The 18,526-nt window shown below is 59.9% G+C and carries 23 protein-coding genes; 7 read left to right on the plus strand and 16 right to left on the minus strand.

Translation table 11 applies throughout. The features are described from left to right. Positions 1 to 118 precede the first annotated feature (118 nt). The gene (locus VFI82_07540) at positions 119 to 1,390 is read right to left on the minus strand and encodes a Glu/Leu/Phe/Val dehydrogenase (protein ID HET7184522.1); all 1,272 of its coding nucleotides are present in this window, start codon (positions 1,388 to 1,390) and stop codon (positions 119 to 121) included. Positions 1,391 to 1,571: 181 nt separating this feature from the next. Here VFI82_07540 and VFI82_07545 point away from each other — a divergent pair, with 181 nt between their 5' ends. From VFI82_07545 to VFI82_07565, 5 genes are all read left to right on the plus strand, one after another. After that, positions 1,572 to 2,702, plus strand: a complete 1,131-nt coding sequence (locus VFI82_07545; GenBank protein HET7184523.1) for a hypothetical protein — start codon at positions 1,572 to 1,574, stop codon at positions 2,700 to 2,702. Positions 2,703 to 2,967: 265 nt separating this feature from the next. Further along, entirely contained in the window at positions 2,968 to 3,117 is a 150-nt protein-coding gene (locus VFI82_07550) for a hypothetical protein (protein HET7184524.1), read from the plus strand. Positions 3,118 to 3,247: 130 nt separating this feature from the next. Then, positions 3,248 to 3,739: a MarR family winged helix-turn-helix transcriptional regulator gene (locus tag VFI82_07555; protein HET7184525.1), complete on the plus strand. Its 492-nt coding sequence runs from the start codon at positions 3,248 to 3,250 to the stop codon at positions 3,737 to 3,739. Positions 3,740 to 3,764: 25 nt separating this feature from the next. Next, the gene (gene arsM / locus VFI82_07560) at positions 3,765 to 4,541 is read left to right on the plus strand and encodes an arsenite methyltransferase (protein HET7184526.1); all 777 of its coding nucleotides are present in this window, start codon (positions 3,765 to 3,767) and stop codon (positions 4,539 to 4,541) included. Between the two features lie 140 nt (positions 4,542 to 4,681). Further along, positions 4,682 to 5,002, plus strand: coding sequence for a PilZ domain-containing protein (locus VFI82_07565; protein ID HET7184527.1), 321 nt, complete (start codon positions 4,682 to 4,684; stop codon positions 5,000 to 5,002). Positions 5,003 to 5,009: 7 nt separating this feature from the next. Here VFI82_07565 and cysS read toward each other — a convergent pair whose 3' ends face one another. After that, positions 5,010 to 6,494 (minus strand): cysteine--tRNA ligase, encoded by a 1,485-nt coding sequence (cysS, locus tag VFI82_07570; GenBank protein HET7184528.1) that lies wholly within the window; start codon positions 6,492 to 6,494, stop codon positions 5,010 to 5,012. Positions 6,495 to 6,880: 386 nt separating this feature from the next. Between cysS and VFI82_07575 the strand changes: the two genes are divergently transcribed. Beyond that, positions 6,881 to 7,993 (plus strand): transglutaminase-like domain-containing protein, encoded by a 1,113-nt coding sequence (locus VFI82_07575; GenBank protein ID HET7184529.1) that lies wholly within the window; start codon positions 6,881 to 6,883, stop codon positions 7,991 to 7,993. 37 nt (positions 7,994 to 8,030) lie between these two features. On the opposite strand, the gene VFI82_07580 is transcribed toward VFI82_07575, so the two are convergent. From VFI82_07580 to VFI82_07640, 13 genes are all read right to left on the minus strand, one after another. Further along, entirely contained in the window at positions 8,031 to 8,747 is a 717-nt protein-coding gene (locus VFI82_07580; GenBank protein ID HET7184530.1) for a sterol desaturase family protein, read from the minus strand. 156 nt (positions 8,748 to 8,903) lie between these two features. Beyond that, a complete protein-coding gene (gene xrtE / locus VFI82_07585; GenBank protein ID HET7184531.1) occupies positions 8,904 to 10,598 on the minus strand; it encodes an exosortase E/protease, VPEID-CTERM system in 1,695 nt (564 codons plus the stop codon). Between the two features lie 55 nt (positions 10,599 to 10,653). Next, a complete protein-coding gene (locus tag VFI82_07590) occupies positions 10,654 to 10,812 on the minus strand; it encodes a hypothetical protein (GenBank protein ID HET7184532.1) in 159 nt (52 codons plus the stop codon). A 38-nt stretch (positions 10,813 to 10,850) separates the two neighbouring features. Further along, entirely contained in the window at positions 10,851 to 11,012 is a 162-nt protein-coding gene (locus VFI82_07595; protein HET7184533.1) for a hypothetical protein, read from the minus strand. Positions 11,013 to 11,050: 38 nt separating this feature from the next. Beyond that, positions 11,051 to 11,212 carry a hypothetical protein gene (locus VFI82_07600; protein HET7184534.1) on the minus strand — a complete coding sequence of 54 codons (162 nt, stop codon included), beginning with the start codon at positions 11,210 to 11,212 and terminating at the stop codon, positions 11,051 to 11,053. Positions 11,213 to 11,255: 43 nt separating this feature from the next. Continuing rightward, a complete protein-coding gene (locus VFI82_07605; protein HET7184535.1) occupies positions 11,256 to 11,414 on the minus strand; it encodes a hypothetical protein in 159 nt (52 codons plus the stop codon). 32 nt (positions 11,415 to 11,446) lie between these two features. Beyond that, positions 11,447 to 11,605 (minus strand): hypothetical protein, encoded by a 159-nt coding sequence (locus VFI82_07610; GenBank protein ID HET7184536.1) that lies wholly within the window; start codon positions 11,603 to 11,605, stop codon positions 11,447 to 11,449. A gap of 45 nt (positions 11,606 to 11,650) precedes the next feature. Further along, positions 11,651 to 11,806 (minus strand): hypothetical protein, encoded by a 156-nt coding sequence (locus tag VFI82_07615; GenBank protein HET7184537.1) that lies wholly within the window; start codon positions 11,804 to 11,806, stop codon positions 11,651 to 11,653. Between the two features lie 43 nt (positions 11,807 to 11,849). Further along, positions 11,850 to 12,005 (minus strand): hypothetical protein, encoded by a 156-nt coding sequence (locus tag VFI82_07620; protein ID HET7184538.1) that lies wholly within the window; start codon positions 12,003 to 12,005, stop codon positions 11,850 to 11,852. Positions 12,006 to 12,210: 205 nt separating this feature from the next. After that, positions 12,211 to 12,795, minus strand: coding sequence for a CDP-alcohol phosphatidyltransferase family protein (locus tag VFI82_07625; GenBank protein ID HET7184539.1), 585 nt, complete (start codon positions 12,793 to 12,795; stop codon positions 12,211 to 12,213). Then, complete coding sequence (locus VFI82_07630) at positions 12,796 to 13,146, minus strand: hypothetical protein (protein HET7184540.1); 351 nt, start codon at positions 13,144 to 13,146, stop codon at positions 12,796 to 12,798. It abuts the gene before it with no gap. A gap of 42 nt (positions 13,147 to 13,188) precedes the next feature. Beyond that, positions 13,189 to 14,580, minus strand: a complete 1,392-nt coding sequence (locus tag VFI82_07635) for an IgA Peptidase M64 (GenBank protein HET7184541.1) — start codon at positions 14,578 to 14,580, stop codon at positions 13,189 to 13,191. A gap of 207 nt (positions 14,581 to 14,787) precedes the next feature. After that, the gene (locus VFI82_07640) at positions 14,788 to 15,264 is read right to left on the minus strand and encodes a hypothetical protein (GenBank protein ID HET7184542.1); all 477 of its coding nucleotides are present in this window, start codon (positions 15,262 to 15,264) and stop codon (positions 14,788 to 14,790) included. 547 nt (positions 15,265 to 15,811) lie between these two features. Here VFI82_07640 and VFI82_07645 point away from each other — a divergent pair. Continuing rightward, entirely contained in the window at positions 15,812 to 16,162 is a 351-nt protein-coding gene (locus VFI82_07645; protein ID HET7184543.1) for a hypothetical protein, read from the plus strand. Between the two features lie 321 nt (positions 16,163 to 16,483). Here VFI82_07645 and VFI82_07650 read toward each other — a convergent pair whose 3' ends face one another. Next, positions 16,484 to 18,139, minus strand: coding sequence for a sialidase family protein (locus VFI82_07650; protein ID HET7184544.1), 1,656 nt, complete (start codon positions 18,137 to 18,139; stop codon positions 16,484 to 16,486). Between the last annotated feature and the right edge of the window lie 387 nt (positions 18,140 to 18,526).

Below are 18,526 nucleotides of genomic sequence, written 5' to 3' on the forward strand. Positions count from 1 at the left end.
AATAGCAGCTAATCCTAGATTATGCTCCGCGCCTTGAGGCAAAGCAATGCGCAAACCAGCGGCATTCCCACAAAACAACCAGGCTAGCCAACTCCCTGGCTGATACGCTAAATAAGGTTCAGGCGTATATTCCGCGCTGCTTCAGGCAGTACGCCACCCGGTCGATGGCCAACATGTATGCCGCGATACGGTTATTCACGTTGTGCGTTTCGGCGTATCGCACCACGTCCTCAAACGAGCTCCGCATGATGTGTTCCAGCTGCTCGTTCACCATGGATTCTTTCCAGAAGTATCCCTGCCGGTCCTGCACCCATTCGAAGTACGAGGTGGTCACGCCGCCGGCATTGGCCAAGATGTCGGGAATCACGAAGATTTTCTTGTCGGCGAGAATCTCGTCGGCCGCGGCAGTGGTAGGTCCGTTGGCCCCTTCGCACAGGATCTTGCACTTCACCCGGTCCGCGTTGCGGCTGGTAATCACATTTTCAATTGCCGCCGGCACCAGGATGTCGCATTCGCTCAGGAAAAGCTGCTGCGGGTCCATCGCTTCCGCGCCCGGGAACCCGTGAATGCTGCCGGTCCGGTAGCGGTACTCCCACAGCGCGTCGATATCGATGCCAGTGGGGTTGGAGAGACCGCCATCGAATTCGACGATTCCGATGATCTTGTAGCCGGCTTCGTACATCAGGCGCGCCGCATTCGAACCCACGTTTCCGAAGCCCTGTATGATCACGCGCGTCTCATCGCGGTTCAGCTTCAGTTTCTTCAAGGCTTCGTCGCAGACCACCATCACGCCGCGGCCCGTGGCTTCGCGACGCCCCCGCGACCCGCCCATGTTCAGAGGTTTGCCGGTCACCACCGCGGTCACTGTCTGCCGCATGTGCATGGAGTAGGTGTCCATGATCCACGCCATGATCTGCTCATTGGTATTGACGTCAGGCGCTGGAACGTCCTTTTCGGGCCCGATGAATTCAATCAGCTCCGCGGTGTAGCGGCGCGTCATTCGCTCCAGCTCGCCCATCGACATTTTCTTCGGATCGCAGATCACCCCGCCCTTGGCGCCGCCGAAAGGAATATTGACCACCGCGCACTTCCACGTCATCCAGCTGGCGAGCGCGCGGACTTCATCGAGGCTGACGTCGGGAGCATAGCGAATGCCGCCTTTGCCCGGCCCGCGCACCACAGAATGTTGCACCCGGAACCCGGTGAATACCTCCAGCGTCCCATTGTCCATCTGCACCGGAATGTGGACGATGATCTCGCGACTGGGCAGGCTCAGCACCTTCATCAACCCGGGATCGAGATTGAGCTTGTGCGCGGCGGTTTCAAAGCGCGCGCGCTGCGCTTCCCACGGGTTGATTTCCTGTTCGATGTTGACCGTCGTGCTGTTCATGAACGCTCCCCCACTCGTCCGCCGGCCTTGTGAGGTGCCGCGGGCGAACGAGTATATCGCAGGCGCAGCAGCCTTAATCCTCAGGCCACGAGCGCCTAAGGTCATTGGCTGATTGCCTGTTACGCAGGTTACAATAACCTTATAGTCAATGCCATTGCAGCCGAGATTTCGTCTGTCCCTGGTGTCCCTGGGCCTGTTGTTGGCTATCGCCGCCGCGATTCCGTTTGCCGCCGCGCGACTTCGCGCCGATCGACCTTCGCCGCCGCCGCCCGCCGCGGTCGCCGTGGCTGCCACCCTGGATCCCGTGTACACCGTTCAAGCCGGCGTCGATGGAGAAATCTTTCCTGCTTTCGCGAATTATGCTTCGCTGCAAAAGCCGCGCGATCGCAAAGTCTCCACCGTCTCGGTGCGCATCCTGAATACCACCACGGAAGCTCTCAAGAACCGCATCACCGTCCAAATTCCCGGTTGGAGCGACCAGGAAGTTCAGATGATTCAGGTGCCTGCGGGTGAGACTCGCACCTTCACCTTCGCCCCTACCTTCCTGCCGCAAATGTTTACCAACCGGGAGATCGTGCCCGCCACCGTGCTCGTAGTCGCCACCGATACATCCGGCCGCCGGATGTATGACGAGACCCTCCCGGTCCGCTTGCGTGCCGCCGAGGATATGTACTGGGGCCAGGGCTTCAAGTTCGCGCCGTTCATCGCCGCCTGGGTAACGCCGCACGATTCGGAAGTGGAGGAGATTCTCAGCCGTGCCAAGGAAAACATGCCCGGCCGTCGTCTTCCCGGGTACGAGCCTTGGAAGAACACCGCCGGGCAAGTTCATTCCACCTACGAGCAGGCGGCCGCCATCTATCGCGCCGTCCAGGAGCGCGGCGTCTCCTACGTGAAGAGTTCCACCACCTTCGGCCAGCACCTGGATGTCAGCGAACGAGTGCGCTTCCCTCGCGAGTCGCTGAACCGTGTTTCGGCCAACTGCATTGATGGCGCGGTCATGTATGCCTCGCTGTTTGAAAACCTGGGATTGGATCCGGTGGTCATCCTGGTGCCCGGCCATGCCTATGTTGCCGTGCGCGAAGCTTCACACTCCGATAACTATCTCTACATTGAGACTTCGATAACCGGACGGGCGACCTTTGAGACCGCCGTGCTCAGCGCCGGCCGCGGAATCAGCCGCTTCCGCCCGGAACAGGTCCTGCGCATCTCCATCGCCCAGGCGCGCCAGCAAGGCATTTATCCCATGCCCTTGTACGGCCACGCCGGCCACAAAGCCCGCGCCGCTGCTCCGACTTCCACTGCCGCCGAGTAGCTCGCCCACTTACCTCGTTGCTTCCCAACGGCCACCCGGCGGTTAATAATTACTAACTATGTCTGCCATCCCGCTCCCCCCACGATTCATCTGAGCCAGTGCCCGATGTCATCCTTTGCTGGCCAAAATGGCGGAAGGGTACGAGAGTAACTCTTGACAAGCTACCGGGTGGGTCTAAAATACCCAACATTTCCGGCCTGTTTTCGGATATATGAACTCGAACCATCCTCTACCACCCGCTAAACCTCCCCTGCCGAGCATGAGCATGGACAAGTGTGAACATCTGCGTGTGCGGATCGTGGCCCGCGAAGAGGACTCGGAATTCGTCGAGTGCCTCGAATGCGGCGACATCTTCGAAAGCAGTGAGTTTAAAGACATGGCTATCGAAGAGCGATCCACCGGCACGGACGCCTAAGAGCACTCCCTCCAGCCAGCCTTGTTCGCCAAGCCCGCGTAGCAGTGTCTTCCCGGGACGGGCGGCGCCATGTCGCGCCCTTCGAATAAATTGCTTGACTCATGCAAGTTGTTTGGCGTACCCTGCGTTTGTGGACAATTCTGACAACGTTGATGCTTGGTGGAACGAGCTGGAGCGGCTCGAGCGCGTGCTCATGTGCGTCGGTCCCGACGAGGTCTGCTGCGAAGGAATGACCCCGCGCCAGACCGCAATCCTGCGCACGCTCATCGCGCAGGAGGGCGCCCGGCTCTCCGACCTGGCCGCCGCTTCGCGTATTACTCCCAGCGCACTGACTCGCAACCTCGAGAAGCTGGAAAAGCTCGGCATGGTGGAACGGGTGCGCGGAGGGCAGCAGGACGGCCGCGCCGCCATGGTCAAGATCACCTCCGCCGGTCGCAAGGCTCGCCGTCGCATTGATCAGCTCATGCGCGAGCGCGCACGCGCCGTCGTCGCGTCCATTCCCCCATCCCGCCGTGAACAGGTCCTGACCGCCCTGCGCGAGTTCTCGACGGCGTTGGAAAACAACAACTGCTGTGGCCTCCAGGTTGGGCCGAAACCGGGTCTATTGGCCGCCAATCGTTAGCTGCACTTTTGAAAGGAACGCAAACATGAAGATCCAGGATGCAGTAAAAGATCATTACGGCGCTGTTGCCCGTGGCGAGCAATCCGGATGCGGCTGCGGCTCCACCGACGAGCTTGCCACTAAGATCGGTTACTCGGCGGAAGATCTGGCGCTCGCCGGCCAGGCAAACCTCGGCTTGGGCTGCGGCAACCCGCTGGCCCTCGCGGAAATACGTGAAGGCATGACCGTGCTTGACCTGGGCAGCGGCGCCGGCTTCGACGCCTTCCTGGCATGGCGTCGCGTGGGAGCTGCCGGACGGGTCATTGGCGTGGATATGACCGACGACATGCTTGCGCAGGCGCGCGCCAATGCCGAAAAAATAGGCGCTACCAACGTCGAATTTCGCAAGGGCTTTATCGAGCAACTTCCGCTGCCTGACTCGTCCGTTGACCTGGTGATCAGCAATTGCGTCATCAACCTTAGCGTCGACAAGCCCCAAGTCTTTCGCGAGATCGCCCGCGTCCTCAAACCGGGCGGACGCCTCGCCGTCGGTGACCTGGTGCTCCTGCGGCAACTCCCCAAGGAGGTGGCCGGCAGCGTGAGCGCGTACGTCGGCTGTATCGCCGGCGCCAGCATAATGACCGATTACGTTCAGATGGCGCTGGAGGCAGGGCTCACCGATCTGTCGATTCCGCAGATCGAACACGGCAAGAAGCTGGCCAGCGCCGTCGCCCCCACTGGCTGTTGCGGCAGCGATCCCATTGCCGACGCGGCCGCGAATGCCATTGCGTCCATCAAGCTGCACGGCCGCAAACCGGTGTAGTGAGATTAAGAAGTAGGGGAACACGATGCTAAAGCCAGCTGGCCGGGCGCCCATCGGTCATAGCCGATGGCCGATGGCCAATGGCGGGTTGACTCTTCCGAAAAATCAACTATGCTTCCGCCAGAGAAGCGGGGGGGAATATGACCGGAATCCGGGCGTCGGAACGCTGGCCGATTCGGTGCGAGATTCGTTGCCAGGCAGGAGATCAAACCTTTGAGGCCGAATCGTTTGACATCAGCGAAAACGGCATGTCTTTTATTACCGACGCGCATCTCCCCGTGGATAGCGAAGTGGAGTTGCGTTATCGGCTGCACCCGGAAGATCCCCTCATCATCGTGCGCGTCCTGGTCCGCTCGCAAGTTGGAAACCGTGTCGGCGTGCAGTTCCTCGACCTCAAGCACGAGCACCGCGAACGCCTGCTGCAGCATCGCGCGCGGGTCGCGTATGCGGGAAAGCGCTAGCCGCTGGTTACTTTTTCTTCCACCTCACCCCGTCCTTGGTGTCCTCCAGGATGATTCCCGCGCTCGCCAGTTCGTTCCTGATCTCGTCGGCGCGCGCGAAATTACGCGACTTGCGGGCGGCTTGACGCTGCGCAATCAGCTCGTCGATCCTGGCGTCGCTTAACTCCACCGACTTTGACGCTTCCACCGTCGCTTCGCTCGCCTCCTGGATACGTCCTTCTCCCTTAGCCCACTGCAGGACTTGGCGCATCTTCTGCGCGTCGTCGTCATGCAGGACGGCGAAAATTGCGTCGAACCACGCCATCGCCTTCAGCAGCGGCGCGGCATCGTCCTTCCGCAACTGCCCGGCATCGGCCGCCGCGTTCGCCTCGCGCACCATGTCGAACATTTTTCCCAGCGCTTCCGCGGTGTTCAGGTCATCCGCCAGCGCCGCGTTCATCTGCTCCACTGTTGCATTCGCAAGCTTCGCGATTGCGGGGTTACTTCCGGCGGGCAACGGGCTCGTTTCCAGTCGCAGCTTGAAGTTGCGCAAACGTTCGATCGATTGCGCCGCCGACTTCAGCCCGTCAAAGGTGAAGTTCAACTGCTTGCGGTAGGGCACCGATGTCAGCAGGAACCGCAGCGCCGACGGTTTATGCCCCTTCAGGATCAAGTCGCGCACGGTATAGAAGTTGCCGAGCGATTTCGACATCTTCTCGCCCTCCACCAGCAAGAACCGCGCGTGCATCCAGAAACGCGCGAACAGTTTTCCCGTCAGCGCTTCCGACTGCGCAATTTCATTTTCATGGTGCGGGAAAATCAGGTCTTCGCCGCCCAGGTGGATGTCGAAGGTCTCGCCCAGGTACTTCATTGCCATGGTGGAGCACTCGATGTGCCACCCCGGTCGTCCCGGTCCGATCTTCGTCTCCCAAAACGCTTCGCCCGCCTTGGGCGCCTTCCACAACGCGAAGTCGCGCGCATTGTCCTTGTCGTATTCGTCCACGTCCACGCGCGCTCCCTCGATGATCCCCCCGAAGTCCTTCTTTGACAATTTGCCGTAGCTGGGAAACGTCGCGATGCGGAAGTAATACGAGCCGTCTTCGGTGCGGTAAGCGTGCCCGCTGTCCACCAGGCCCTTGATGAATTCCGCCATCTCCTCGATGTGCTCCGTGGCGCGCAACAGTTGTTCCGGTCTTTCGATGTTGAGAAAGCCGGTGTCCTCCAGGAACGCCTTCTCGTACTTCTGGGTGTACTCCTGCACGCTGATGCCCCGCTCGGCCGCGTTGCGAATGATCTTGTCGTCCACGTCGGTGATGTTCATCGCGTGCTTCAGCTTGAAGCCGCTTTGGCGGAGGAAACGCCGCAGCAGGTCCACGAAGACGAAAGTGCGGAAATTGCCGATGTGGCCGTAGTCGTACACTGTCGGTCCGCAGGCATACATGCGGACCTCGTTATTTTTCATCGGCTGGAAGTCCTCGACGCGGCCGGTCAGAGTATTGAAAAATCGCGGCATCGTGCCTGCCTTGATGGAAGGCTCTACTTGCACCGAGCTGTGTTCGACTCGACCCATATTCCCTAACTCTGCCCGCGAAGGGCCTCTTCATTGTCACGGACACTCGATTGTAGGTTTCGAGCAAAACCCGGGTCAACGACAGCCCCTTCAATGGGAATGCCCGAAGTAACCGTCGGGTAACCTGATCCACTCGAAGGCACTCGACGCCCGGTTCTCGCCTGCCTCACCCACTACTTTACAACCCAAGCTGTTGAAACCTGCCGTGTTCTCCTGCATCTTATCTGCGCATGTGGGGACAGCCTGGCGGTTTTACTTGAACCCGCCTCTCCTGAAACGCCCGTCGGTCGTTTTCAACCCGTCGTCCGCGCAGCCGAAGGAGATATCCCATGAACCGTCGTCATTTTCTGCGATCCACCAGTATGGCGTGCGCTGGTCTGGCGCTTTCCAATCCGCAGCGCCTCTTTGCCGAGCCCCTGTCTGACGAGCTGTCCACATCAGGCGCCTGGCGCACCTTCGAAGTCATAACTCGCGTCGAAGTTCTCAAACCCTCAGGAATCACACATGTATGGCTGCCGGCAGCGCTCATCGGCGCTACCCCTTTCCAGAAGACCCTCGCCAACACGTTCCACGCCGAAGGCGGCGCCGCCAAATTGGTCGAGAATAAGGCTGACGCGCTCGGAATGATCGCTGCCACTTTTCCTGCCGGAGTGAAGCCGGTGCTTTTCGTTACCAGCCGCGTCGCCCTCAAGAACTATTCCGTCGATCTCACCTCCCCGGGGCATCCTCGCAAAGCAAGCCAAGCAGAACTGCAGCATTACCTCCAGCCTACGAAGTCGATTCCCACCGACGGCATCGTCCGACAGAACGCAGTCGAGATCACCCGCGGCGCCACCACCGACGTTGAAAAGGCGCGCGTTATCTACGAGTGGATCGTGGAGAACACCTTCCGCGACCCGAAGACGCGCGGCTGCGGACGCGGCGATATCCGCTTTATGCTCGATTCCCGCGACTTGGGCGGCAAGTGTGCCGACCTCAACGCACTCTACGTGGGCCTGGCGCGCGCCGTCGGTCTTCCCGCCCGTGACGTCTACGGCGTTCGCGTTGCCAAGTCCCAGTTGGGCTACAAGAGCCTCGGAGTGGCGTCAGAAACCGTCACCAAGGCCCAGCACTGCCGCGCTGAGGTTTACCTGCAGGCCCATGGCTGGGTTCCCGTCGATCCTGCCGACGTGCGCAAGGTCGTGCTGGAAGAGCCGCCCGGCAACCGTCCTCTCGACGACAACATGGTCAAACAGGCCCGCGCCCGTCTCTTCGGTTCCTGGGAGATGAACTGGATGGCCTACAACTTTGGCCACGACGTGGTTTTGCCGGGATCGAGTGGCCCGCCCATTGCCTTCCTCATGTATCCGCAGGCGGAAACGGCGGAAGGCCGTCTCGACAGCCTCGATCCCGATCACTTCAAGTATGAGATTACCGCCAAGGAGATTTCCTCGGCGGCGTGACTCGGAATGGCTGGATCGCCGGCGCTTCCTGGCCTGGCTATTGGCTTCGCGAGCGAACCATCGGACCAGTTCCTCGGAATGGTCGCATCAGCATCCAGCCAATCCCAAGGCTGCTCTCGTCCTGGCATTCTTCGAGCCCGACCATCATCTGCTCGTGGCCGCTGGCCGGCTCCGCCAGATAGGTTCCAAACATATGGTCCCAGAATCCGAATACGTCGGAAAAGTTCCTGGATTGTTCGGCGACTTGCGCCGAGTGGTGAATGCGATGCATGTCCGGCGTGACAAATAGCCAGTGCAGCCAGCGGTCGATAGACGGCGGGAGTGACACGTTGGCATGGCTGAAAAAGCTCTGCACGGCAGAGGCCAGTTCCACGAACAACACCGCGCTGACCGGCGGCGCCAACAGCGCGATGGTCGCGATATTGGCTCCTTGCAGCACCATAACTTCCAGCGGATGCACCCGCGCCCCGGTGGAGACATCGAAGTCCGGATCCGAATGATGCACCTGGTGCACGTGCCACAAACGGGTCGCATGCAGGCACCAGTGCACCGCGTACCGCGTGAAATCCAGAACCAGCACCGCGACAATCCATCGCACGGCAAGCGGCAGAGCGGCTTTGTTGAGTAAACCAAACCGGCTGTCCGACACAGCCAGCGCGATGGCTACCGGGGTGGCTCGTAACGCCGTCGTCGAGAACAGCGTGCTCAGCAGCAGGATCAGGCCATGGCGCGTCCAGCGGCGCTCGAGCGGCATTTTCAGCCTCCGCCGGGGGCGCCACGATTCCCATATCGCGATCGCGAAAAACGTCGCTACAAACGTCAGCCAGTACGTTCTGATCTCGAGTTGCAGCCAGTGCGTCGGCATACCGTTACTAGTTGGCGTTAGCCTCCTGCCGTTGACCCGTTCTCTTTACCACAGCGACCAGTTGTGAAATAAGAGCACGTAAGCGGCAAGCAACGCGTTCGCGCTGGCGTGGGCAACCACCGCATCGCCCATTCTGCCTCGTCGCAGCAGCAGCACACCGAACAGGAGGCCGGCGGCAATTCCGGGTAACCAGCGAGTGCCGTGCAGAATGCCGAAGACCACGGAGGACACCAGCAGCGCGGTCCAGGGAATACTCCGGAACGAAAAAGCAACCGATTCGAAATCGCTGGCTACCAGTCGCCGCAGCAGGAAGCCGCGAAACGCAAGCTCCTCGGCGATGGGCACCGTTACTACGGCTCCCAACAGGCGCAGAGCGATCCAACCGAAGCGCGTCGCGGCCGGCGCCGCCATCAGTTCGGCGGGCATTCCCTGTGCCACGCCGTGGCCCATCGCGCGGTCTGCCGCAATCCACATCACGGCAACGATCGCGCCCACCGCAGGCGCCAGCCAGCCGCATTTCCAATTCAGCCGGTCGTACCGCCGCCGGTAAGTCCAGAGCATGGCCGCTGCCGCCAGGAACCGCAACGGATAAAGCCACTCGAAACTTGCCGTGGCCGCGCCGGCTATCAATCCCGCTGCCAGAATTGCCAGGAAGGGAAGAAGGTACCCTGCGGTCGGGTTCTCGGCCTGCGCTTCACGCGATTCGGCGCTGGCGGCTCGCGAAGTAAACAGCGAAACGCGCCCGATCACCAGGCAGAAACTCACCGCAATGATGTTGAAAAAAATCCATCCCGCTTGCGAATGAAAGCCGCGCGCGGCGATCTGCGGGAAGCCGGCATGGCCGATCAGGATCAAGGCCGTGATTCGGACCACGTTCAGCAGGAAGCTGAGCATGATCGCGGCCGGCAACAGCAGTAGCGACTGCGGAAATCGGCATTCCCGCCGAAACAGGAGCAACCACAGGGTCCCAAAGGCGAGCACCAGTCCGGCGCCCTCAAGACCGGAACACTGCGGCGAAATTGTGACCTTGAAAGCCTGCGTGCCGAGCAGCATGTTCGCCGGTTCGGCAAAGACCGGCGATACCACCGACTTCAGCAGCAGCTTCGATAGGCCGAAGGTGGCGTACGTTGCCTGCCGCCACAGCAAACGCGCGGCGCCTCCGGCCAGGCTGGCCGCAACCGTGCTTACCACCGCATAAATCCACAGATACCCAGTCCCGCGTAATAACTGCACCCAGCCCGTCCAGGGAAAGAATGCCAAGGCCGCAAGCCCGATCGCGCTCACGCCCACCACAAGCCAACTGGCTGCGACGGCATCGCTCCACAAGCCGGTCGCTGAATTCGTGAACAGAACGGCAGACAGTTCCGCGAACACCAGCAGGGCGCAGCCGTGACCCGCCAGCAGCCCCCAGGAAAAACTCGGTGATTCGGTCGCACCCGGCTCTGCGAACCGCGTGTTTCGTTTTTTCAGGAAAGCGAACGTGGTAAAGATGGCGCAAAAACCGATGACTGCCCGCAGCGCGTAAGCTCCCCAGGCACCCACGATTCGGGTGAGTCCCGAACTGTGCGCCAGAGATGCAGTGTCCAGCCATAGAGAAATTGCGACCGCTTCCGCGGCGAACAGCAGGGCAAGCAGCACAATCCGCCGCACCAGCGCGCGCGCCGAATGGTTTCCCAGCGCTAAGGAATTGCATTCCGGCGGAAACGCCGGATTGGGTTGGAGCAGGCTGCAGTCAGACACAAGGCACCAGGGCCTTTAGCTCTCTCAAGTCCGAGCGCCAAAGATGCGTGAACAATTACTTCTTCCTGGCCTTGATGACGAGCACAGCGCCGGCAATCAGGGTGATCGCCGAAACCGCCGTCGCGCTGTCGATTTCCGGTACGACATTAATTCCCGCGGACGCAGCGCTGGCCAATCCTGCAATCAACAACGTCGTTCCGATCAGTTTTCTCATGCCATCCTCTCCAGGCCTGCAACTACGCTTTCGACAAACTACTTCTTCCTGCTTCTGATGACGAGCGCTGCGCCCGCAATCAACGTGATCGCCGAGACCGCCGTCGCAGCGTCGATTTCCGGCACAGTGGAAATAGCTCCGGCGAACGCAGCGCTGGCCAATCCTGCAATCAACAACGTCGTTCCGATCAGTTTTCTCATGCCATCCTCTCCAGGCCTGCAACTACGCTTTCGACAAACTACTTCTTCCGGCCGCGGATGACGAGCGCAGCGCCGGTAATCATGGTGATCGCCGAGACCGCGGCCGTGCCGCCAATTTCCGGAACCGCCAGACCGAGGCCCGCGAATGCGACGCTTCCTAATCCCACAACCAACAGCAGCATTCCCACAAGTTTCTGCATGCCATCCTCCCGGTGTTACGCGTGTCGATGAACTCGTCTGTCCTTATTTCTTCCTGCCTCGGATGATGAGCAGGGCGCCGGCAACCAGGGTGATCGCCGAGACCGCCGTTGCAGCGTCGATTTCCGGCACCGTAAAAGTTCCGGCGATCGCAGCGCTGGACAAGCCTGCAATCAACAACGCCGTTCCGATGAGTTTCCTCATTCCATCCCCCGATCCTGCAACTGCGCTTTCGACTATTTCTTTCTGCCCCGGACGACGAGCATCGCACCGGACAGCAAGGTGAGAGCTGAGACTGCGGTTGAGCCGTCAATTTCTGGTGCGGCAACAGGCCCGGCCAAGGCAACGCTTCCCAATCCCACAACCAACAGCAGCATTCCCACAAGTTTCTGCATGCCATCCTCCTGGATGCCGCGCCGACGAACTGAACTCGTCTCTATTTATTTCTTTCTGCCCCGGATGACGAGCATCGCGCCCGACAGCAGGGTGAGAGCCGAGACTGCGGTTGAGCCGTCAATTTCCGGTACCGAGGGGCTCGCGAGCGCCGCGCTGGTTAATCCTGCAACCATCAATGCGATCCCAATCATCTTCTGCATGCCATCCTCCCGGTGTTACCTGTGTCAATGAACTCGTCTGACCTTACTTCTTTCTGCCCCGGATGACGAGCATCGCGCCGGACAGCAAGGTGAGAGCCGAGACTGCGATTGAACCGTCAATCTCCGGCACGGCGGTAAACGCGAACGCAGCGCTGGTTAACCCTGCAACCATCAACCCAATTCCAATGATTTTTTGCATACCATCCCCCGGACATCGCCAGTGCAATTATTCCTCCACTGACCTCGCCATGTTCTCAATACCTTGCGGCGTTCCAGGATTTCCACAGCGACAATACATTGCGCATAATGTCTGTCACTTTCCCACAATAAATTCGCGAAGCCAGTTCCCGCGCCTGGCGCTCCACCACTTTCGTGGTGCTCATGGCGGCGAAGATTTCTTGGATTTATTGCCCTGACGCTGCCGGGCGTCCGCTCTTTTCGTAGGTCCGGATGCGCTGCCCGATCAGAAACACGTAGTGCAGTCCCGAGATGAGCGTGAAGGCGAAGGTAGCGTACAGACCCACTTTGCGGCTGAAGAATACCCAGGGGCTGGAGTCCACCTGAAACAGCAGCACGAAAAAAATCGTTGCCACCTGCGCGCCGGTATTGATCTTGCCGAAGATGCTGGGACGAAAGTCGCGGATGGAAGTCGTCGCGTAGAGCACGGCGCAGGTCAACAGGATGCACAGGTCGCGGCTGAAGACCAGCACCGTGTACTTCCACCGGATGAGGTGCAGAATCGACAGTACCAGGAACAGCGTGCTCAGCAGCAGCTTGTCGGCGATGGGATCCAGGTACTGGCCGAGCTTGGTCTGCTGGTGCAGCCCGCGCGCCAAAAGGCCGTCCAGTCCGTCGCTCACCCCCGCGATGACCAGCAGGATCAGCGCCAGCCGGTAATTGTTGTCCACGATGTTGATGATGATGAATGGAATGATGATCAGCCGCATCAGCGTCAGCTGGTTGGGCGCGGTGAGAAGCTGGCGAAGCATCTAGCGACGGCGCTCCGTCGAAAATTCCGGCCCGTCGAAAATTTCGACGGCGCTGCTCCCGCTCTTCGACGCGAAACGTTCCGCCAGCGACGGAATGCTGCCGTTGCGCGCGTCCAATTCAATGCGCTCGATGCGGTGCATGGGAAAAAAAACAGCGCTTGCCGCGACCGGTTCGCCTTCCCGCACCAGCCGCGAAAAATCATCGAACGAGTTCAAGTCGATGCCGCGCACCCCGAGCCCGGCCGTGGTCAGTTCCATCACCACGCCCCAGAATTTTTCGCGCGGTGAATTCAGCGTCACCAGGACAACGGCGCCCCGGGCAAATATCGCGGCTGTCTCCGACTCTGGCACGGTTCGATTGTCAACGCCCGCAGGCGCGATTGCAACAGTTCTTCATCGCGTGTACAGGGCGATGATGCGCTCAATCGCTCGCCGGCACACGGCGCAAAACGCATCGTGGCGCGTGAACATGATGCAGTTCTCCTGCGGCCGGTAGTAGCCCTTGGCTTCGTAGTTCGCGCCCTCGAACGCGCCGATCTTGCCCGAGTGCTGGTCGGAGGACAACAGCTGATCTTCGTGCTTCTTTTCCTCGCTGAAGAGCGCGTCCATCTCCGATTCAGGGCGGTTCTGCTTGCGGATTTCGCGGCGGCGAGCCTGGATGTCCCGCTCGTATGCTTCAAATGCTTCTTTGTTCCACGGCGTCGGAACCGGTGTTCCCGGCGACACCATGTCTTTCCACTTGAGCGCCGCCGGATCGAGCAGCGCGGTGATGTTCGGCTCCCATGGCTCCACCTTGTGCGCCGGCGGCAGGTAGGAAACGTCGGAGGTGTAGTACTCGTCGGCCAGGCCGGCGAAATGATGCCCGAATTCGTGCACGAACACGTACGGCGACCACAGGCTGTCGGCGGCCACCGTGCTGTACAGGTTAAAAATGCCGCCCCCGCCATAGGTCGCGCCGTTGACCAGGATTTCAACGAATTCGTAGGGCGCGAACGATGCCATGTCCCGGAAGCTGCGATTGTCGAAGGTAAGGATGTAGCGCTCCGATCCGAATGCGTCGTAAGTCGCGCCGGCCGGATTGCGATGGTGAATGCCCGTGGACGGTCGTGAGATTCCGGATTCCGGCGACGCCGGGCACAGCCCCCACACGTTGAAGTCGGATCGGTGCTCCTTGAATGGCGAAGTCGAGAACAGTATTTCCATCAGCCGCCGCGCGTCCTTCTCGAACTTCGCCCGCTCCGCCGCGGTATAGCCGTCACCCAGGATCAGGAAGTCAACCTTGTTGGCGGGATCGCCGGACTTCTGCAAGGTCAGCAGCGGGCCCGGCGAAGGCGGCGCCGAGGTATCGATGAAGGGGTCTTTCGGATCGGCGGTCGTGCTCCAGATTTCGCGGAAGGCATTGCCGGCGTCGCGCTTCATGAGCGAGATCTGCACCGGCCCGGTGGGAGCGGGAAAGCGCAGTGACTCCGAGAAGGTGCGGTTCATCTGCTTGGCCTCTTCGGTCTGCTCCCATTCCCCGAAAATCGAGGCAAAGCCGCGTGAGTACACCACGCGATTGCTGGCCCGGTCGCGCACCTCGAAAAAATATTTTCCGGTATTGGTGTCGTCGATCGCCTGGCGCGGGTCCCCGGGCCACGGGGTCGGCTCGATCACGATGCGGTCCAGGGAAAACGTCTCCTGGTGGTCGTTGCCGGTGTGGTAGTAATCCACGCGCATCGTCTTCAGCGCGGCGAAGGCCGGGACCGCCAGCAGGATTGCAACTGCGGCGAGGAAGAGCTTTTTCATGATGCGGGATTGTACATCTCGACGTTTTGCGTTGGCGAGGAGCGGAACGAACCCGAAAGATGGCTGGATGAAACAAGAGGCTCCGAAAGAATTGGCAGCTCGACCGGGAACCATCGACCTGTCCGGCAAGCCGGGGGACGCTCTAACCTTGGGTCAAAAAATGGTAGGCCCGAATGGACTCGAATCGGTTTTGTGACGTTGTCTGGCTCACATGTGTGTCATGCTGAAAGTGCCTGTTTGGCTTGTGCAAGCGGGCGTATGTCCGGTGAGGTTGAACGTCCCCGAGCCTGAACCCATGCCCATCGTCATGGTGCCCTGCATGATCATGGTGTTTGTTTCGGTGCCGCCCGATGACATCGACGATATCGTGATTGTCATCATGCCGCCGTTCATCATTCCGGGCCCCATCTGACCGCTCATCACGGTGCCCGCGCCGAAGCACTGGGCCAGCGAACTCATGTTCGTGAAGTTCATGTTGCTACCAGTGAGCGCGGTATTGTTCTGCGTCAGGTTGAATGTGAACGAGCCCAGTTGCTGCCCTGACGAACTGGCCAGTGTCTCAGACCACGCGCCTGTTGCCAGGTTTGTGGTTCCTGTCGTTCTCGTCACTGATGACGTAGTTCCACCGCAAGCAATCAAAGCGGCGGTTAACAGAATCGCTGCAAACGTGCCCGCGCGCTTCATATTCCCTCCGTTCGGTGGAGGTCAAATTTAACAGCTGAATGCCCACCCATCCCCACTTCAGGAGCAGCGCTCCGCGCTCGAGGAATTGATCGCATTTTCCTTGTTGTTCGGGACCTCCGACATATCTGGACTTGCGGCTGTGGGCCCTGGTTACACACGCGGACTGTTAAGGCGGGACGAACGGGCCAGCAGAATTCCTCTGTGCGTCCTCTAAAACGGCGTATTAGGGATGGCGCTTATTCCTGCTCGTCCCTTTCAAAAGACAAGTCCTTTGGATGGAGCAGATGCGGAAGCATCGGCTGTCGCTCAATGCCGCATCGCACTTATCAAAGAGTCCGATCCAAATTTCCATCTACCACTCTTCACGAGGAAGAGGGAAGGAGGAAGTATGCGATGGTTTAGGAGGACACTAACCGCTGGGGTGATCGGGGGGCTTCTTCTGACAGGGACATTGGCCGCATCTATGCAAACCGCAACGGCACCCGCGCCCAAACCCAAGGCATCCCCGGCTGCGCCGATGCCGTCGAGCTCTGCGCAAATGCCGCAAATGCCGAAGAGCTCAGCTCAGGCGCCTTCAGCCGCTTCGCAACCGCGTCAGCGCGTTGTCATCGTCGAACCGATCCGGGTCTTTGACCCGTTCTTCGACTATCCGTATCCGTACGCGTATGCGCCGGATTACATGGCTGAGAACTTCGGCTACGTTAAGCTCGATACGAAGATGAAAGATGCTTCTGTCTACGTGGATGGCGGGTTTGCCGACAAGGTGGAGAAGGCGAAGAAGTTCGCACTTCGACCCGGCACTCACAACATTGAGTTGCGCGATTCTGACGGTCGCCCGATTTTCAAGGAACGTGTTGCGGTACTCGTGGGCAAGACCACGACACTTCACGTCGGCTGATGTCGCGTCGTTCCGGATGAAAATCAACCACGAAGGAATAGCCCCGCTCGTGCGAGTGGGGCTTTAATTTTCTTGAGGTCGCAGATTTCCTGACCGGCACCGGGAGCGTGGACGATCATGGGGAATAGCCGGGCGCGCAACCCTTCGAACGTAGCCCGTCAATTTCGAACTCGTCCGTGTCAAAAACGAGGTCAACACGCTAAATCCCCGTTTGCAACGCCGCGTTTTACGGCTGGTCAGAAGTAGCTAGCTTCTTGCGTGTAGTAGGGAAAAATCAGGCCGACTCGCGAAGCAAGCCGGCCTGGCATGAAATTAGACGGTTCAGTTCTTGGCTGCCACTGCGTGTTGCCCGTGGTTGCGGGTTGCCGAGGGAGGATTCGCCACCACCGCACGCTGGTCCGTCCATAAACTCCAGGTGGTTCCATCCGACCCAACCGCTACCCCGTTGTAGTCGCCGATAAAGCGCGAGTTCCCGTTCGTCGTTCCGGAAAACCACAGAGAGTGGCCCGGATCGGAGAAGCCCGTGTCCACCCGATTCTTGCTCAGGATGCTCCCGGCCTTACTGAGCTTGGTGACGGCAAAACCGTACTTGCACTGGGTCTGGTCGGCGCCCGTCGCCAGGCTGCGGTCCATGTAGCCAACGCTGACGGTCCCGTTGGCGGCGACCGCAACCCAGGGATAGAACTGGTCGTTAGCTGACGTGTCCACCGGGATGATGCTCCATGTCGCGCCGCCATCGGTCGATTTGCCCAAGAACACGTCCGTATTGGTGGCAGTTTTCGTACCGTTTTGGTTATCGGCGAAGGCGACGTACACCGTGTTGCCGGTCGCATCGCTCGGGTCCACAGCGGTGTTAGCTTTGACGCCGTATCGCAACTGGCAGCCGCTCAGCGTGTCGCGACCATCGACGTTGCTCGGGAAATTCAGGTCCTGTACTAAACTCACGCGCGAGGGCGCGCTCCAGGTCGCTCCCCCATCGCTCGAGGAGACCGCCAGGATCTGGTTCAGTCCGAAGGTATTGAAGTTCTCGAACGTCACGTACACCTTTCCATTCGGCGCGACCGCCGGGTACGAGTCCTGGTTCAGGTCGCACTCGTTGGGTGCTCCGAACAGAGCCGCGTTGCAGAACGGACTAAAACCGCTGATCGCTTTGGGCGCTGTCCATTGCACGCCGTTGTCGGAAACCGCCACGTTGATTGGACTGGCGAAAAACTGTGCCGTCGGACTGAAGAACTGCGCAAAGCGCGTCCACGTTACGTACACGCGGTTGCTGAAGGGACTGGACGCATTGGCGTCGGCAGCAATGTACTCCTTGTCGTTGAAAATGTTCGGTCCGAATCCTTTGCTCTTGGGCGTGACAGCCGTCTGACCCTTCGCCACCGTGACTGGATTGCTCCAGGTTATGCCCCCGTCGTTGGACGAGGCGACCACAACGCTAGGTCCGGTAAAGCTGCCGCCCGGCCCCTCGTGGTCGGCGATGTTGGAGTAGTAGAGGCGACTATTACTGTCAAACGCCAGTGCCGGGTCGCCGGTGAACTGGTACGGGGTGATGGGTGGGATAACTTCGTGCCAGGTGCTGCCGCCGTCGAAGGTAGAGGAAGCGGCCGCCACCACTCGCTCCACGAGCGTCGCTCCATTAAAGAACAGCCGGTAGGAGTGGAATCCGCCGACGGCGTGCTGGGGGTTGTGAGGGTCCACCACAATCGTGGTTTCGTTGTGTGGAGTCTCACCGTCGCAATCCAGCAAGAAGTTGCCTGCATAAACTGCGGGCTGAGTCGAAGCGCCGATGAAGCAGTCCGCAGTTCTCGGCAGAGTGCCGACACCACTGCTATCGCCGGGCGGCAGTTGCCAGAAATCATAGAATCCCGACTTCTGGGGGCCGGGTTTTTCGATTGGGGACGGCCCGTCGGCCGCCATTACATTCAGGCACACGGCCACGAACAGCGTGAGCAGGAGAAACAGCCTAGCTTTGTTCACAGAGAGCACTCCTTCGGGAAGAATTGGGAGCCATGGTCATTTTTCAGCACCCATTCCTCGGTTCCGCCCAAGACAGGGACTAATGATATCGAACGTGGCCGACCCGACAGGGGGCGTCGGTTACTCTGTGCCTCATATAGGCCGTGTGTTCTTTCGTAGCGGCCACCCAGGCGCAGACTAAGCTCAGGCGGATCCGAGACACACAAATATTCTCAAAGGTACTGGCAATCCGGCCTCCAGAGAATGGCTAGTGTTCCTCTTTGTTTTCAATGCTGCCAAAGCAGCAAAGATCGTGCTAGTGCAGTTTCTTGCAACTAAATGGAAAGCAACGGTCTTGGTCGAGCTGTCGAGAAGCCCGCTTTTCACCGGTAATTCAGACTTGGCCGG

This window comes from Terriglobales bacterium (genome assembly GCA_035691485.1).
Taxonomy (GTDB): Bacteria; Acidobacteriota; Terriglobia; order Terriglobales; family Acidobacteriaceae; genus JAIQGF01.

Coding starts and splice junctions, on each gene's coding strand:
- VFI82_07540 (HET7184522.1), bottom strand. CDS start 1,390: ATGAACAGCACGACGGTCAACATCGAACAGGAAATCAACCCGTGGGAA.
- VFI82_07550 (HET7184524.1), top strand. CDS start 2,968: ATGGACAAGTGTGAACATCTGCGTGTGCGGATCGTGGCCCGCGAAGAG.
- arsM (HET7184526.1), top strand. CDS start 3,765: ATGAAGATCCAGGATGCAGTAAAAGATCATTACGGCGCTGTTGCCCGT.
- VFI82_07565 (HET7184527.1), top strand. CDS start 4,682: ATGACCGGAATCCGGGCGTCGGAACGCTGGCCGATTCGGTGCGAGATT.
- cysS (HET7184528.1), bottom strand. CDS start 6,494: ATGCCGCGATTTTTCAATACTCTGACCGGCCGCGTCGAGGACTTCCAG.
- VFI82_07575 (HET7184529.1), top strand. CDS start 6,881: ATGAACCGTCGTCATTTTCTGCGATCCACCAGTATGGCGTGCGCTGGT.
- VFI82_07580 (HET7184530.1), bottom strand. CDS start 8,747: ATGCCGCTCGAGCGCCGCTGGACGCGCCATGGCCTGATCCTGCTGCTG.
- VFI82_07590 (HET7184532.1), bottom strand. CDS start 10,812: ATGAGAAAACTGATCGGAACGACGTTGTTGATTGCAGGATTGGCCAGC.
- VFI82_07595 (HET7184533.1), bottom strand. CDS start 11,012: ATGAGAAAACTGATCGGAACGACGTTGTTGATTGCAGGATTGGCCAGC.
- VFI82_07600 (HET7184534.1), bottom strand. CDS start 11,212: ATGCAGAAACTTGTGGGAATGCTGCTGTTGGTTGTGGGATTAGGAAGC.
- VFI82_07605 (HET7184535.1), bottom strand. CDS start 11,414: ATGAGGAAACTCATCGGAACGGCGTTGTTGATTGCAGGCTTGTCCAGC.
- VFI82_07610 (HET7184536.1), bottom strand. CDS start 11,605: ATGCAGAAACTTGTGGGAATGCTGCTGTTGGTTGTGGGATTGGGAAGC.
- VFI82_07615 (HET7184537.1), bottom strand. CDS start 11,806: ATGCAGAAGATGATTGGGATCGCATTGATGGTTGCAGGATTAACCAGC.
- VFI82_07620 (HET7184538.1), bottom strand. CDS start 12,005: ATGCAAAAAATCATTGGAATTGGGTTGATGGTTGCAGGGTTAACCAGC.
- VFI82_07625 (HET7184539.1), bottom strand. CDS start 12,795: ATGCTTCGCCAGCTTCTCACCGCGCCCAACCAGCTGACGCTGATGCGG.
- VFI82_07635 (HET7184541.1), bottom strand. CDS start 14,580: ATGAAAAAGCTCTTCCTCGCCGCAGTTGCAATCCTGCTGGCGGTCCCG.
- VFI82_07640 (HET7184542.1), bottom strand. CDS start 15,264: ATGAAGCGCGCGGGCACGTTTGCAGCGATTCTGTTAACCGCCGCTTTG.
- VFI82_07645 (HET7184543.1), top strand. CDS start 15,812: ATGCCGAAGAGCTCAGCTCAGGCGCCTTCAGCCGCTTCGCAACCGCGT.